Here is a 16,745-nt window from a genome sequence, read left to right on the forward strand (position 1 = left end):
ATCAAAAAAGTTCTTTTTTAAAAAACTTAAGTTATACTTATAAGTATTTGATATCTAATATAGTAGCTATGCCTGACTTAAAAAATAATTCCTGCCTTCATGGGGATAACGCGGAATTTGTAGAAGAAATATATAATCGTTATCTGCAAGGGGATAAATCAATTGGAGAAGATTGGCACAGAATTTTTTCGAGTGATATAGGTATTAATAGCACAGAATCCAACAATGTGCAGAATATAGCTGAAACAGATGGTCTTGGCTCTAGTTCGGCAAATTTCTTTAGATCTTATGGTCATTTTTTTGCAGATCTTGATCCATTATTGCCAAATGAGAATCAATCAATAGATTACAAAAAATATTCGAATCTACCTCCAGCGTCTGATGCTGAAATCTATAGGAACATTTACTGCAAACATATTGGTTTTGAATTTATGCATATCTCTTCTTATGAAGAAAGAATATGGCTGCAAGACAAAATAGAAAATCAAAACTACAAACTGGATTCACAAAATAAAAGAGAAATACTGAGTCATTTGATTGAATCTGAAATGTTCGAGCAGTTTCTTCATATGAAATTTCCTGGATATAAGCGTTTTTCTATAGAGGGAGGAGAGTCAGCCGTTGTTGCAATTGAGAAAATTATTAGTGATTCCGCAGCTTTTGGTATGCAAGAAGTAGTTCTTGGTATGGCACATCGCGGCAGGCTTAATGTTCTAACTAAAGTTATGGGAAAAGAATACTCTGCAATGCTATCTGAATTTCAAGGGAATCTTGCATATCCAGCAGGTCTTGAGGTTTCTGGTGATGTTAAATATCACCTTGGTTATTCTTCTGACCGAGAACTACCAAGTGGTAAAAAAATGCATTTAAGTTTGTGTCCTAATCCATCTCACCTTGAAGCGGTAAATCCTGTGATGGTTGGTAGAATAAGGGCAAAACAAGAAACAAAAAATAATTCTGTACTTGGGATAGCAATACACGGTGATGCAGCTTTTATAGGGCAGGGCGTGGTTGCTGAAACACTAACTTTAAGTAATATTGAAGGTTATAAGGTGGGCGGCATAGTACACGTTGTTATAAACAATCAAGTTGGATTTACTGCGAATCCGTGCTGTGCACGATCCTCTTTTTATTGCACTGATGTGGCGAAATCAATAGAAGCTCCAGTATTTCATGTGAATGGTGATAATCCAGAAGCTGTGAGTTTCACTGCAAACCTTGCAATGGAATATAGACAAAAGTTCAAAAAAGATGTGGTGATTGACATAATATGTTACCGCAAATATGGTCACAATGAAGGCGATGAGCCAAATTTCACTCAGCCGCTCATGTATAAGTTAATATCAAAACACGAAACTCCAGCGACACTTTATGAGGAGAAGTTGATTGCAGAGAAAGTATTAGGTGGTGATGAAGTAATCAAATTACGCAGTGAATTCAGAGCAAAATTGGATAAAAACCTTGAGGAGTCAGTGGGTTTTGTTCCCAAGAAAGCTGATTGGTTTGGTGGAGTTTGGTCAAAATTAAGAAGAGCAAGGTTGAATGATTTGAGTGAATACTATACGGATTCTGGGGTTTCCCAAGGTGAATTAAAGAAATTAGGCGTACATATAAATACCAATATTCCAAGTAGCTTTAATATCAATAATAAGGTCAGAAGAATACTAGATGGAAGAATAGATAATATAAATTCCGGTGGTAATATAGACTGGGCAACAGGTGAAAGCCTTGCATTTGCATCGCTATTAACGGAAGGAATAGGAGTGCGTTTGTCAGGTCAAGACTCTGGTCGTGGAACTTTCTCACATCGTCATACAAGGCTAATTGATCAAGTGACGGAGGAAGCATTTATTCCACTAAATAACATAAATGAAAAGCAAGCTCACTTTGAGGTTATAGATAGCGCTTTATCAGAGTATGCCGTGATGGGCTTTGAATATGGTTATAGTCTTGATTCTCCGTATTCATTAGTGCTATGGGAAGGGCAATTTGGTGACTTTGCAAATGGTGCTCAAATTATGATTGACCAATTTATTGCATCTGCAGAAACGAAGTGGCTGAGATCAAGTGGTTTAGTTTTACTATTGCCTCATGGTTATGAAGGGCAGGGGCCTGAGCATAGCTCTGCTCGTATAGAGAGGTTTTTGCAACTTTGTGCTGAAGATAATATGCAAATTGTCAATTGCTCGACTCCTGCTAACTATTTTCACGCTTTGCGCAGACAGATTCACAGAGATTTTCGTAAACCTTTGGTGGTATTTACACCTAAGTCGTTATTACGTCACAAAAAAGCAGTTTCTGATTTATCTGACTTTGAAGGGACATTCTGCGCAGTGATTCCAGAATATAGAAAAGATTTAGTTTCAAACGACAAAATACGGAAAGTGATAATATGTAGCGGTAAAGTTTTCTATGATATAATTGAAGCATGCGAAACACAAAAAATAAACGATGTCGCAGTAATACGCTTAGAGCAGTTTTATCCGTTTCCTGTAGATAAACTGAGTAAGGAACTTGAGAAATATAAAAATGCCGAAGTTGTGTGGTGTCAAGAAGAGCCAAAAAATATGGGAGGATGGTTTTTTGTTAACCCATTGATAGAAGAGGTGCTTTCTGGCCTTAATATTGAAGCAAAAAGACCAAAGTGCATTGCGCGGCCTATGGCAGCATCTCCTGCATGTGGTTATGCTAGCGTTCATGCTAAAGAGCAAGAGGAAATTTTGAAACAAGTAGTCCTGTCAGACTGAACGATGCTAGCATGAATGAAGTAATAACATTTGGTTGTCGCCTGAATTTTTATGAGAGTGAGTTAATCAAAGAAGCATTAAAAAAGGCAGAGAGAGAAAATGTTGTTGTTGTGCATAGCTGTGCAGTAACAAATGAAGCAGAACGCCAAGTAAAACAAAAAATACGCAAGATTTATAAAAACGATCCAAGTAAAGAAATTATAGTAGTTGGTTGCGCTGTTCAATTAGACCATGAATCCTATATTAACATCCCTGGTGTGAGTAGAGTATTGGGTAATAAGGATAAACTAATCACTGAAAGCTATTTACCAAGTAGTGATAAGATATTGGTAAATAAGAATACATCAAGTAAGTCAGAGCCTGTTTTACTTAATAAATTTGAAGATAAATCAAGAGCATTTATCGAGGTTCAAAACGGTTGTAACCACAGTTGCACATTTTGTTCAATTACTGAAGCAAGAGGAGATAATAGGTCCGTACCAATAAACAATATTATAGAGCAAATCAAAGTCTTTATAGAAAATCATTATCAAGAGGTAGTGTTTACCGGAGTTGATATCACAGACTATGGCGTAGATTTATTTGGCAAGCCCTCACTTGGTTCAATGATTAGAAGAGTTTTAAGAGATATACCAGAGCTAAAGAGACTCAGACTCTCTTCTATTGATGTTGCTGAAGTTGATGATGAGTTGCTTGATTTAATAATCAATGAGCCAAGATTAATGCCTCATTTACATTTAAGCCTGCAATCTGGCAATAATCTGATATTAAAAAGGATGAAACGCCGTCACAACAGAGAGCAAGTGATAGAGTTTTGTAACAAAGTGAAGAGTTTAAGACCTGATATAGCATTTGGTGCTGATATTATCGCTGGATTTCCAACAGAAACTGATCAAATGTTTCAGGATACAGTTAATCTATTAAGAGAAGCAAACATAGTTTACCTACATGCTTTTCCATACTCAGAGCGAAAAAACACACCTGCTGCAAGAATGCCACAGGTGCCAGAAAATGTGCGAAAAGAGCGAGTAAAACATTTAAGAGAAATCAATAAAGAGATGATGGATAATTTTTATCAATCTTTGGTAGGAGTTGAGCAAAGTGTTCTAGTTGAACAAAATTGTATAGGTAGAGCAGAAAATTTTGCGCTGGTAAAATTAAAATCACAATTACCAGCTAAAAGCATTGTACAGGCTAATATTATAGGGATTGAAAATAATTATTTAATTGGGAGTATTTTTCCTTAATTTTTGCATAGTACTAAAATATGTGTAATAATTATATTATAAGTTGTAAGTTATGAGTTCATTCATGATAATTAAGAGATCTGTTGCTTTACTTTTTGCTTTATTTTCATGCATCTATTTTTTTACTACCAACAATTCAAACACTGAGGAAGTTACTGAAATACAAGTTGCCCCTTCAGAAGTTGGAAATAGTAGACTTCTTTCGAAACTCGCTTGTGAGAGGCAAGTGCTAGGAGCACACGGAGCGGAAAACCGCAGTGTATTGAACATACATGAGGATTTGAGCACTGAAGCGACAACGCAATTTTCCACAGAAGTAGAGTTTCGAAAGAAGTCTAGTGAAGATAAACCTAGCATTGCACATGTTGAAGAGGTTACTGAAAAGGAAACATCCCTAGAGGTCTTCAAATATGAAGAAAAGTCTGAAAATATTTTGAGTGCTCATGCTATGAATATTGCTGATAATGAGCATGCTTCAGAAGAACGGTCACAAAGTAATAAAGGTTGTGGTTTTTATGCTAGCATTAGTGGAGGCAAAGTATACTCTGATAGCTCAGAATTATTTGTTAGTGGCATAAAAGCAATAGGAGACAGAATCATAAATTTGATCAAAGAAGATCATTATATTAATATTATCATAAAGACCGTAGCAACAAAACAATTTGAAAACATCAAGCAATTTAACGGTAAAGTTGATTTTCAGTGGCTTGGCAGTGCATCTTTAGGTTACTATGCTGCAGAAAATGGTAGGGTTGATTTTGAAGTTATGTATTCCAAGGTAAATATTAAAGATAGTAATGCTACTCCAATATTTGATAAATCAGCAGGGATATTTACATTTTTGTTAAATTTTTATTATAATCCTAGGATTCAAAATACAAAATTTGCTCCATATGCAGGACTTGGAATAGGTCCAACTGTTTTTAGATTAAAAAAAGTCAATGAGCCAAATAAAGACCTAATGCCACTAAATGTTCCTTGGTTTGCTTATCAAGTAAAACTTGGTGTTGATTATTCCATAATTCCAGAAATAAAAACTTTCCTTGGCTATCGTTATTTTAGTATTCCTATAGCACTAGCAGATGATATAGCTACTCATAATATTGAAGTTGGCTTGCTGTTTAACTTTTAGTAAATTAAAGGTTTTATCTTTTGCAACTGTTATAGCCAGAGTAACTAAAGTTGCCTGAAAAGGGTATCCGTTTATCTGAGTGGTTTAAGAAACAATAGCGAGGAGATTTTAAAAGGGATTTAGCCTAATTCATCACTTCCAATACTTTTTTGCCAATTATAGCTGGAGTCTCCGCAACTACAATACCAGCACTTTTCATAACCTCTAGCTTTGCATCAGCACTTCCTCCGCTAGCAGAGATAATCGCTCCAGCGTGCCCCATGCGTCTACCTGGAGGTGCTGTTTGACCTGCTACGAATCCAACTATTGGCTTTTTAGTTTTTTCTGTCTTTACAAAATGCGACACATCTTCTTCTTCGTTTCCACCTATTTCACCAATAACCACAATTCCATGAGTATCGTCATCTTTTAGAAATAGTTCCATGCAGTCAACAAATGTCATGCCGTGAACAGGATCCCCACCAATTCCAATGCATGTAGATTGACCAAGACCAACAGCAGTTGTTTGTGCTACAGCTTCATAAGTTAAAGTTCCAGAACGAGACATAATCCCTATGTGTCCACGCTTATGAATATGACCTGGCATAATCCCTATTTTGCATTCTTCAGGTGTAATAATTCCAGGACAGTTAGGACCAATTAATCGACTTTTTGAGCCAATGAGTGCACGCTTAACTTTCACCATATCAAGTATAGGAATGCCCTCTGTGATGCAGACTATCAACTCTATTTTTGCATCTATTGCTTCAAGTATCGCATCTGCAGCAAATTTAGCTGGCACATATATAACTGTAGCATTTGCATCGGTTTTTTCTTTAGCTTCTGCTACAGTGTTAAAAACTGGAAGATTCAGATGAGTGCTACCACCCTTTCCTGGTGTTACACCTCCTACCATTTTTGTTCCGTAGTCAATTGCTTGCTCTGAATGAAATGTACCTTGTGCACCAGTAAAACCCTGGCATATTAATCTTGTATCTTTGTTTACTAAAACGGACATACTCTACTTCACCTCTTTTACTATCTTCTGTGCAGCTTCACCAAGCTCATCTGCAGCAATAATGTTTAACCCTGATTTCTCTAAGATTTTTTTTCCTTCCTCAAAATTAGTACCTGACAATCTAACCACTAAAGGTACTTTGATGCTCATTTCTTTTGCAGCTTCAACAATACCATTTGCAATAATGTCACAACGCATTATGCCACCAAATATGTTAACCAAAATGCCTTTTACGTTACTATCGGATAATATTATCTTAAATGCTTCGGTTACAGTCTCTTTACTTGCTCCACCGCCAACATCCAAAAAGTTAGCAGGCTCTGCTCCGTAGTACTTTATTATATCCATTGTTGCCATAGCAAGACCAGCACCGTTTACCATGCAACCAATACTACCATCCATTTTGATATAACTGAGTCCATGCTTTGAAGCTTCCACTTCCTCTTTTACTTCTTCATCATAGTCACGAAGCTCCACAATTTCTGGATGACGATATAAAGCATTGTCATCAAAATTCATCTTGGCATCCAGTGCAATAAAATCTCCAGAATTTGTTTCAACTAGAGGGTTAATTTCAATTTGGCTTGCATCAGTTGCAATAAATGCATCATATACATTCTTTGCAATGCTCGATATTTTTTCTATTTGCTCTGAATTCAGGCCAAAACTGCTACTCAATTTGCTGTTATCAAAGCTTGTAAAGCCAGCAGCAGGATCAACATCAAAATTTACAATTTTTGCAGGAGAATTCTTTGCCACTTCTTCAATATCCATTCCACCTTCTGAGGAAAATATGAATGTTGGCCTGCTTGATTTTGGATCAACTACTAGACTTAGGTAATACTCTTTTTTAATGCTTGAGCCTTCTTCAATGTACACTTTTCTTACTTGCTGCCCGTTTGGTCCAGTTTGATGAGTAACCAAAGTTAACCCTAGCATACTTTCTGCAAATTTCCGAGCTTCTTCGGAAGATTTTGCAAGTTTGACACCGCCAGCTTTACCTCTTCCACCTGCATGGATTTGAGCTTTAACTACAAATATATCAGACTTTAACTGGTCTAGCTGAGCTTTCATCGCTTCCGAAAATGTAGCAAGAAAGCCCTTCGGCACTGGTACATTAAATTTATGCAAAATCTCTTTTGCTTGATATTCGTGAATATTCATAAAATAACCAATAATTAACTTAAGTAAAAACTACCAACCGTAACGCTGCCTTCTGCACTGTTGCTGGTGCCTCTTTTTTCTAGCTTCAGCTTTTTTTTTAGCGTTTTTTTCTGATTTTTTTTCATGATACCGTTTTTTTATTTTTAAGCTTCTACCTTCCTTTTGAATTGTTTTTTTCAATACTGGAAGAGCTCTGTCTACATCACCATGATGAACTGATACTTCAATCAAATTCTATACCTCCTTCGGTCAAAGATCTATTTATAAATTAGAAAATTAACAGTGTCAATTATTTTATAAACTTGATAGTTGAGTTATAATATAATTGTACTGCTTTAAAAAACTCTCACACATGGAATCGTGCATTAAATCGGGGCGGAGAGATTTGAACTCCCGACCCCTTGGTCCCAAACCAAGTGCGCTACCAGGCTGCGCTACGCCCCGACTTCTTTCATATGCTAACAATAATTCATAAAAAATGCAAGTTACATTTATTTACCCAGCACTTCTGATAGAATGACCTCGAGTTATTGTATCTAATTGCTTAATACTGTCTATTTCAATTTTTAATCCATCTTTTATGAATTCATTAGCTTGCTCTGTACTCATCGTAATTTTATATTTATTTTCCTGAGTACGTAATACATAGCTGCATTGCTCTGAATCTAAAACCTCAATGAATCTACTGCGATCATTTTCATCATGGAAAGTTACACTAATACCACAGGTCTTCCCGTTATAACGCTCTACATCAATTTTTGGTTTATGACCATAACCTGCACCAATTATTTTTCTTATTGAGTGTTCTACTATCATTTTTACTTCTCTCGGATTATTACTATCTGAGATAGGAATTGGCTCATAATTAGAAGAAACCACTTTAGTATAAACCGATTGACAGTCCAACTGATTTGCATATTCTTGATTATCTTTTTTTACTTTGGCAAAATACCTTTCGTATTCAGTTAATCCATCTTCTCCTTTTTCTTCCATCCTCTCTAAGAAATTTTCTACTGACTCTTTTTTTGTTGGAATCGGAATTTTACGTATAAATGGAATTTGCTTTAATAATCTTTTAAAATAACCAAAACAAACAACTTTTGCATTCTCTGAAAATAGCTCCTTAAATTTCTCCACAGCATTACGTACATTTGCTGCTTCTGGCTTGTAATGCCCGCTATTGTTATCTATATATGTTATTTTACCATCTATTACCTGAATCAAACCAGAACATATAATTGGTTTGCCACCTGCAAGCGTTGAATGACGATAAGCATACCCTTCTTTGCCGGCATTAATATGTTCATGGGTTATTAATCTCCCATCAAGTGTAAGTACGTAAGCTACATAGCCTTTTTTTCCTTTACTTATTTTACCCGTTGTATCATATAACTTACCTTTTGAGTCGTATAACTTTAAATCTCCATTTTCTTCACCAATGTATAAAGCATGTTCAGCTTGCTCATTTGGAGTAAAATACTTGACTTTAGTGTTAGTCCATGGAACTTTTCTTTCTTTAGTTCCAACCTCTGGAAATAAATTATAACGCGCAAAAAAATATGTAAATTTACTCTCTATCCAATGTAAAATTCTGTTTATTATACCAAAAATTTTTCTATTACCTAAATCGATAGATAACTGTTGCTCTTTTGGCACTCCAGGATATTCTGATGTGGTACCAGCTTTACCAAATTGTTTAGCAGCATATTTAAGTTTTTCTAGCCAATACTCTTGACGTCCTACTTTCTCATTCACAATTTCTTCGTTTATTGAAGCACCTGCTTGTGTCAATTTCGTCCCTGTTTCTCCTTCCAACGTTTTAACATTGGAACGCGCATCTATAACTTGCTCGGTTTCTGTTCCTCTCTCTAATATTCCAACATTGGCTATACCTTGCAAGGCAATATCTTGAGTTTGATTCAAAATTTCTCCATTTATCAAAATGTTTTTTTGCGCTAAATTAAGCTCCAAGTTTCCTTCTTTATCTACTTTTATTTTTTCTTTACAGGATTGACTTAATATTTTTACTACAGTACTATAAACCGCTCTTATGATTGACTCCAATGCTGGCAATGCTTTTATTAGTGAATCTACCCAATCTGGATGATATTTTTTTCCTTTATAGTAATTTATAGCCCTTTTTTTGTTTACCTCTATTTTGAAAGTGCTGGCACCTATAGTAAACTTTGTATAGTCTTTTTGCTCACTACTTACATGATATCCAGCGGAAGCTCCACGTCCTCTTGCAGTACTCAACGCTTTATTTGATGCTACATTCATAGCTAGGATTGATGGATTCCATGTATTACTTTCAACTCTAAACAGACTACCTACATTAATTGTTGTATCGAGCATAACCATAACGTTAAACTTTACTTCGGACTTTATTGCTGGATTGTCATCATAATATCCAGGAATACCTTTGTTTACATTCTCTCTCTTGTCTTTTTTTCTCTTTATACTAGAATCCATAAAATCTGGAGTAACTATGTAAGCATTTTTACCTGTAATAGTCATAATCTGCTTGCCACTTGCAAATTCTGCAGTATAGCCACATCCATGTAGTTCAAATTTCATAAGTTTAAATTCTTCACTATCTTTCCACTCTAATTTAGGCTTATTTCTTATTTCAAGCTTATCAGAACTTGGCTGGTTATATAAAGCTAATGCTATCGTTTGTTTGTTTTTAAAAATCTCTGAATTTTTTATCAATCCATAATTTGCAGCATTATAATACTGATCATTCTGCATCAACTCTTCTAGGGCATCGAAATAGATATCATTACTAGATTCATTATTAACAGTAGTTACAGCTTTATGTTCGATACCACCTGTTAAACTATGAGGCTTTTCATGTTGATCAAATTCTTCTAATTTAGAGGACATTACAAGTTATCTTCTCACTTTGTTCTTTATTAATTATAAATAAAAAAAATAAAAAAATCAATACATTGAAGCTATTTTGATCATGAAACTACATTATATATACTTTGTTTTTATAGGTGTTCCATGTTAGAAATTGCCATAGTGGGCCTACCAAATGCAGGAAAGTCAACTTTAACCCAACCATACATTCCACTAACAAGTAGCGAAATGTACAGTTAATGAAGCTAAAATTAATTGGCACTCTTTCCAGCAGCAGCTTGCACCTGCTGTGTGTTTGCACTTGTTAGATTTGTTAGTACTTCACTTGCTTCAACTCCTTGTAAGTTTCGATCTAATAAGGCCAATTTTGTCAGAGTCATGTCATTATACTTATCAAAATTCTTATTCTCGTAATAGCCAATTTTTATCTTTACAGCTTCGTTTTTCTTTAAGTCATCAAAACTTGTATTGTCACCCATATCAGTACAAACCACATCATAATCGTTATCATTACCCTTTCCATCATCTCTTCTACTAATAGTAAAAGTAATGCTGCAATCTCTATCGTCCACTTTCCAGTTAAATTTAATTGTAGAAGACCCATTGAGTATTTGATACAGCCTTACACCATCGTCATTTTGTGAAACACGCGCCAACCTTTTATCTTCTGGAGATACCAATGTAAAAGCCCCAATCTTTGGATTACTATTCTTTAATGCTTCACCAGGAAATGAGTTATCAAATTTTAACTCACCTTCTTTTCCGTCTTTTAACGATACCCATGCAGTAAACGATTTATCTTCTTTTCCTCTTAACCTCACGTCTACAGAATCATTACCTGTATATTCAGCAAGCCCTTTTTGAATTGAATTCACAAATTCTTGAGTTTTTTGATCCTTTATATCTAAATAAAGCTCTTTATTTAGATGTGACTTGGATGGGTCATTGAGGTTCTCCAATGCCTTGGCCAAAGGTATATAGTTATATATACGTGTATTTTTGGTGTAAGGTACTCCTAATTTAAAATTTTCAGCAGTTGATTGAACAACTTGATCTGAATTTATTATTATAGTTTCATTTGTCTCAATTGAATTATGCATAAACCCTCCATTCCACATAATAAAAGAATATATTCTTATCCTAGGATATTCATTAGGGTATTCATATGGTCTATAAAGTCAATAGTTAAATTATAAGATTTCGTTTATACTCTACTTTTACATCCCTTTAAATCATGCTAAAAATCGCTATAATAGGCTTACCAAATGCTGGCAAATCAACTCTTTTTAATAGGTTGGTTGGAAGAAAAGCAGCGGTAGTCAGCAATATTCCAGGAGTAACAAGAGATAGAAGAGAAGGAATAGGCAGAATTAGCGATTTAGAATTTAAGGTTATAGACACAGGTGGCTGGAACGATCAAACTAATTTTTCACTGCAGGTAATTGAGCAAATAGAATTTTCTTTATCCAATGCAAATATAATTTTCTTTCTTGTTGATGCAAAAGTGCAAAACGACCAGAATAAAGAATTTTCAAAGTGGCTGAAGAAAAAAACGAATAAGCCTGTAATATTGATAGCAAATAAGTGCGAAAGCCATAGGTCAGAAAATGTTGATTATTTGCAATTTTTTAAATTTCTTGGGCCAGTATACATCTCTGCTGAGCATAACCTTGGAATGGCTGATCTTTATGATGCATTGTCCGATGCTATTAAAGGTTTAAATGAAGAAGGTCAATTAAGCGACTGTAAATCCAGCAGTAAATTAAGAATTTCGATTATTGGCCGCCCAAATGTTGGAAAATCAACTTTTTTAAATAGTTTACTTACAGAAAACAGAGTAATAGTGAGCTCAGAGCCAGGCACAACACGTGATTCTGTAGATATTGTATACGATCATGAGGGACAGCTAATTACTCTTATTGACACTGCAGGAATTCGAAGAAAAGCTAATGTTACAGACGAGTTAGAATCAAGATTTGTTGAAAAAAGCTTAGAATCAATAAAGCGTTCTCACGTTGTGATTTTGATGCTGGATTCTCTGCTTGGCATTGAACAACAGGATTTATCAATTGGTGAAGCTGCAATCAAAGCAGGTAAGGGAATAATCATTGCTTTAAATAAATGGGATCTAATAAATAAAGATGATAGAAGTAAATTAATAAAGTTCGTAAAACAACAAGAAGTCACTAGGCTATTTTTAGAAGTGCCAACCATAACAATCTCTGCACTGAAGGGTATGCGCTGTAGTGATGTTATAGGTCAATGCCTTGAAATAAATGAATCTTTGAATAAGAAGATCAGCACCGCAAAATTGAATAATTGGCTTATAGAAACTGTAGAAAAACATCCTCATCCACTTGTAAAAGGTAGAGCTATTAAAATGAAATATATTGTTCAAATTGGGACCACTCCACCTGCTTTTTCTTTAATATGTAATGTACCTGAGAATGTTGATGAAAGTTATAAACGCTATTTAATGAATAATCTCAGAAAAGATTTTTTTGTAGATGGTGTACCTGTTAGGCTGCTTTTGAAAAAAAATAAAAATCCTTATGTGAAATGAGCTCCATACGAACTGTAAAGGTCAACTAATTCGATGACAAAAATGTTAAGATAAAAGAAACATTTTTGAGGGAGTTAGGTATGAGAAGAAACACAGAAGATAAAACTTTAGAGAGAAATTACCAAAGTAAATGGAGATTTTTGATCAAAGAATATGAGCAAACAAAGGCAAAAAAGCATCCATTTTATAGATTTGTAGGCGATTTTTATCACGCTAATGGAATCAACAGACAAACATTCTGTAAATATTATAATAGGTATAGAAATAGCGGATTAGAAAAAGAGTTTTTACCAAGAAAAAGAGGTCCAAGATGGGAAAGTAGAAGAACAGATATTGAAATAGAAAAAGCAGTTATAGAGGAGCGGAAAAAAGGGATAAATAAATATGAAATTTGTGCTATACTAGCAAAAAAGTTGGGCAACAAAACACCTTCTCCATCTGGTATATATAATATTATTAAGAGAGCCGGCATGAATAAGTTGAGCACAAAAGAAAAAGAGGTGAAGAGAAAGATAATCAGGGAAAAAGCTGGAGAATTGGCACATATAGACTGTCATTATCTGAGTAAAGATATGATAATAAATGAGAGCAAAAGATACTATTTAGTGTGTGTAATAGACGATGCAAGCCGTATAGCATGGGCAGAAGTTTTAGAAAATATTCAGAGTCTGAATGTAATGTTTGCAGTGCTCAGATGTTTTAATTATATAAAGCAAAGTTACAGTATTCAGTTCAAAGAAGTAATGACAGACAATGGACCAGAGTTTGCATCAAGAAGTAATTTGGATGGACATCCATTTGAAAGAATGTTAGTTGAAATTGGCTTAAAGCATTTATATACAAGGCCATATAGACCACAAACAAATGGAAAAGTAGAGCGCTTTTGGCGGACTTTAAATGATGATTTGATTGAGGGAACAACGTTTGAGACCGTTCAAGAATTTAAGGATGAATTGTTTAGATATTTAATTTATTACAATGAACACAGGCCGCATCAAGCTCTTGGAGGTATTACTCCTTTGAGCTTTTTGCAAAATTTGTCAATGAATTAGTTGACCTTTACAGGATGACAAGAGTATGGTTACTTGGATGATACCAGTAGTAGAGTTTCGAGAAAGATTTATTAACGTTCCCTACTTTCTTGATGTTCAGTTCTATTTAGTATGTTTTGAATACAAGCTGAGTTTTTGCTATCTGTAGCTTTTACAAATGGGTTGTCTAGTTCGTTTACTTGTTTTTTAACCTCAGCACTAAAACTTTCATGACTTTTTATTTGGTCTTTTGCATTACTCATACTTTCAGAAGAAGCATGAGCAGTGAATGCTTTTCCATTTTTTTCTCTACTTTGCTCTTCTACTTTTCCCCATGGCAAAAGCTTTTCTACTAGTCCTTTCCATAAGTTCTGTAATATATTTCCTGTTCCAGATAATAGATCTTGCCCCATTTCAGTAAGTTTACCTTTTAATGCATAATCTGTAAGTGCTACAGCTCCAACAGCGATCCCAGCCACAGGACCAAGTAATGTGAAAGCGATAGCTGTTGATGCTGCCCTCAGAGCATTGCCTAAAGAAGATGTGCCTTTGCCTTCAATTGAGCGCGTTAAAGGTTTAACTAAACTTTCGCCCATTCCAAATGCGAATATACAAGCCGCTCCTACTCCAGCCCAAATTGCAGGGTTAAACATAAATAAAGCAAATGGCATGATTAAATAAGGAGCAGTTACAAGGAGCAACGGTCCTGCAATCATACTTGCAAGCGTGATTCCTATGTAAGCATAAGCGCCATGCTTTATACCAGTTTTAAAATCACCGAAAGAAGAATGTGTTTTTATATTATGTGAATTATTTGGCTTCACATAAGGTTTATTATTTATCACATCAGCTTTTTTCTCTACTCTATCTACAATCGCAGATTCATACTTTGACACTTTATACTTCGACATATAGCCTCCGTTGCTTACATTAACGTTCCATGCCTTGTTGCTCAGAGATATCGTTTACTCTATTCTGGCCTGCTTGATCACCAGTTAGTGCTTTTTTGAGTTCTTCTCCTATTTTTTTTGCTTGTGCTTTTACTTCCTGAGTGCTCAAGGTATTATGGTTATTAATTTCAGCTGAGCCATGTCCTTTTCTATTTGTTCCGGAACCATTTAAACTGACTTCTTGCTTTTTTTCATGTGGCAAAAGTTGCTCTACCAGTGATTTTATTCCTTTCCATAAACTTTCTAATATATTCCCTGTACCAGATGCTAAATCCTTTCCTGCCTCAGAAAATTTACCTTTTGATCCATGATCTGCAAGCGCTAAAGCTCCAACAGCCATACCACCTACAGGGCCAAGAAGCATAAAAGCTAGCGCTGTTGATGCAACTCTTAGCGTGTTTCCTGACAAGGTCGTACCCTTATTGTTATCACTATCTTTTGAGTGATTTTTTTCGGATTCAAATTCTTTACCCATCTAGCCCCCCTATTAATAAATAATAGCTATTACAAGTATAGTGTTTGATTTATCAATAATTGATGAATCACTCTAGCAACTTTTAGTTTAACGGTTTCAATTGCATTTCATTCTAAAAACCTTTAGTTTTAATTTACAATTAGCACTCAAATATAATGACTCAAATTTGGAATTTATTAGAAACAGGACAGAAGGAAAACTACAAAATAGCATATATAAACGCTCGTATTATTGATCCTGAAACAAAACTTGATATAAATGGCTCGCTTTTAACTGAAGGAAGTAAAATTGTTGATTTTGGCGAATCGCTGTTTTCAAATGGAGTTCCAAGTGGTATTGACGAGGTTATAGACTGCAAAGGGCTTGTTCTGATGCCAGGCCTTGTTGATATTCACGTGCATTTTCGTGAACCTGGTCAGGAGCATAAGGAAACTATATATACAGGAAGTAAATCCGCTGCTGCAGGAGGAGTTACAACTGTAGTTTGCCAGCCCAACACTGTTCCAGCAATTGATAATGTTATTTTAGCTAAGCATCTGAAATACAGAGCACTTGAAACCTCGCATGTAAACGTTGAGTTTTATGCTAAAATCACCACTTCGGAAGAAAAATTGACTGAAATGGCACTTTTAAAGGAAGCAGGTGCGGTTGGGTTTACTGACGATGGTATGCCAGTTATGAATCCGATGATTATGAGACAGGCTCTGCTTTATTCAAGCATGCTAAATGTTCCTATTGCTCAGCATGCAGAAGACTTGAATCTATCAGCAGGTGGTGCAATCAACGAAGGTAGAGTTTCTGAAGAGCTAGGAGTTAAAGGAATTTTAAGTGCATCAGAATCTGTGATGGTAAGTCGCGATATACTGCTGATGAAAGACATTGAGAATGTCCACTATCATATTCTACATGTCTCTTCTAAGGATTCGCTCGATGCTATTAAACATGCAAAAGATTTAGGGTTAAACGTTACCTGCGAAGTTACTCCTCATCACTTCACTTTAACTGAAGATATAGTAAAGCAACATGGAGCAATCGCAAAAATGAATCCGCCGCTGCGCACAGAAGAAGATCGTTTAGCTATGATTGAAGGCTTAAAGACAGGTGTGATTGATTGCATTGCAACTGATCATGCTCCGCATGACCGTAGTTCTAAAGATTTGCCACTTGAAAATGCTGCGTTTGGTATTGTTGGCCTTGAGACAATGTTACCTCTTTCACTTGAACTTTACCACAGTGGGCAAATGAGTTTATTTGACGTGCTTGCAAAGCTTACATATAAACCTGCAGATATTGTGCACATACCACGTGGGCGCATACAAAAAAATCTTGCTGCAGATTTAGTCTTAGTTGATTTAAATCATGAGTGGGAAATTAAGACTGAAAACTTTGCTAGTAAATCAAAAAATTCTCCATTTGATGAGCGTAAGGTAAAAGGACGTGTAGTACGCACTGTCGTATCTGGCAAAACAGTGTATAGTGAAGATAGACATTCAGGTAAATAGAAAAAGCGAGCAGACTGAGCTACTAAAATCTCTATGTAACCTATTTTGTAACCTACTTTCTAAAATTTGACA

13 protein-coding genes and 1 tRNA gene are annotated in these 16,745 nt (G+C 35.3%); 6 read left to right on the forward strand and 8 right to left on the reverse strand.

The window, feature by feature from the left end; all coding sequences use genetic code 11:
* The first annotated feature begins 68 nt into the window (after positions 1-68).
* The 3 genes from ASM33_RS02480 (at position 69) to ASM33_RS02490 (ending at position 5,126) form a co-directional block, all read left to right on the forward strand.
* Positions 69-2,747 carry a 2-oxoglutarate dehydrogenase E1 component gene (locus ASM33_RS02480; protein ID WP_110410503.1) on the forward strand — a complete coding sequence of 893 codons (2,679 nt, stop codon included), beginning with the start codon at positions 69-71 and terminating at the stop codon, positions 2,745-2,747.
* An 11-nt stretch (positions 2,748-2,758) separates the two neighbouring features.
* Complete coding sequence (gene mtaB / locus ASM33_RS02485; protein ID WP_110410502.1) at positions 2,759-3,994, forward strand: tRNA (N(6)-L-threonylcarbamoyladenosine(37)-C(2))-methylthiotransferase MtaB; 1,236 nt, start codon at positions 2,759-2,761, stop codon at positions 3,992-3,994.
* 64 nt (positions 3,995-4,058) lie between these two features.
* Entirely contained in the window at positions 4,059-5,126 is a 1,068-nt protein-coding gene (locus tag ASM33_RS02490) for a P44/Msp2 family outer membrane protein (RefSeq protein WP_110410501.1), read from the forward strand.
* Positions 5,127-5,250: 124 nt separating this feature from the next.
* Here the strand turns inward: ASM33_RS02490 and sucD are convergent, their stop codons facing one another.
* From sucD to ASM33_RS02520, 6 genes are all read right to left on the reverse strand, one after another.
* Entirely contained in the window at positions 5,251-6,123 is an 873-nt protein-coding gene (sucD, locus tag ASM33_RS02495) for a succinate--CoA ligase subunit alpha (RefSeq protein WP_110410500.1), read from the reverse strand.
* Between the two features lie 3 nt (positions 6,124-6,126).
* Entirely contained in the window at positions 6,127-7,287 is a 1,161-nt protein-coding gene (gene sucC / locus ASM33_RS02500) for an ADP-forming succinate--CoA ligase subunit beta (RefSeq protein ID WP_110410499.1), read from the reverse strand.
* A 30-nt stretch (positions 7,288-7,317) separates the two neighbouring features.
* Positions 7,318-7,518: a 30S ribosomal protein S21 gene (gene rpsU / locus ASM33_RS02505; RefSeq protein ID WP_110410498.1), complete on the reverse strand. Its 201-nt coding sequence runs from the start codon at positions 7,516-7,518 to the stop codon at positions 7,318-7,320.
* 139 nt (positions 7,519-7,657) lie between these two features.
* Positions 7,658-7,731 (reverse strand) — tRNA-Pro (locus ASM33_RS02510).
* Positions 7,732-7,782: 51 nt separating this feature from the next.
* Positions 7,783-10,173, reverse strand: coding sequence for a hypothetical protein (locus ASM33_RS08680; RefSeq protein ID WP_237342952.1), 2,391 nt, complete (start codon positions 10,171-10,173; stop codon positions 7,783-7,785).
* 230 nt (positions 10,174-10,403) lie between these two features.
* A complete protein-coding gene (locus ASM33_RS02520; RefSeq protein ID WP_110410497.1) occupies positions 10,404-11,252 on the reverse strand; it encodes a hypothetical protein in 849 nt (282 codons plus the stop codon).
* Between the two features lie 134 nt (positions 11,253-11,386).
* Between ASM33_RS02520 and der the strand changes: the two genes are divergently transcribed.
* Entirely contained in the window at positions 11,387-12,715 is a 1,329-nt protein-coding gene (gene der / locus ASM33_RS02525) for a ribosome biogenesis GTPase Der (protein ID WP_110410496.1), read from the forward strand.
* A gap of 65 nt (positions 12,716-12,780) precedes the next feature.
* Positions 12,781-13,767, forward strand: a complete 987-nt coding sequence (locus ASM33_RS02530; protein ID WP_157956349.1) for an integrase core domain-containing protein — start codon at positions 12,781-12,783, stop codon at positions 13,765-13,767.
* 71 nt (positions 13,768-13,838) lie between these two features.
* Here the strand turns inward: ASM33_RS02530 and ASM33_RS02535 are convergent, their stop codons facing one another.
* Positions 13,839-14,657 (reverse strand): hypothetical protein, encoded by an 819-nt coding sequence (locus ASM33_RS02535; RefSeq protein ID WP_110410495.1) that lies wholly within the window; start codon positions 14,655-14,657, stop codon positions 13,839-13,841.
* Between the two features lie 19 nt (positions 14,658-14,676).
* A complete protein-coding gene (locus tag ASM33_RS02540; RefSeq protein ID WP_110410494.1) occupies positions 14,677-15,171 on the reverse strand; it encodes a hypothetical protein in 495 nt (164 codons plus the stop codon).
* Positions 15,172-15,326: 155 nt separating this feature from the next.
* Here ASM33_RS02540 and ASM33_RS02545 point away from each other — a divergent pair, with 155 nt between their 5' ends.
* The gene (locus ASM33_RS02545) at positions 15,327-16,673 is read left to right on the forward strand and encodes a dihydroorotase (RefSeq protein ID WP_110410493.1); all 1,347 of its coding nucleotides are present in this window, start codon (positions 15,327-15,329) and stop codon (positions 16,671-16,673) included.
* Positions 16,674-16,745: the final 72 nt, after the last annotated feature.

The sequence above is a fragment of the Wolbachia endosymbiont of Folsomia candida genome, assembly GCF_001931755.2.
Lineage (GTDB): Bacteria > Pseudomonadota > Alphaproteobacteria > Rickettsiales > Anaplasmataceae > Wolbachia.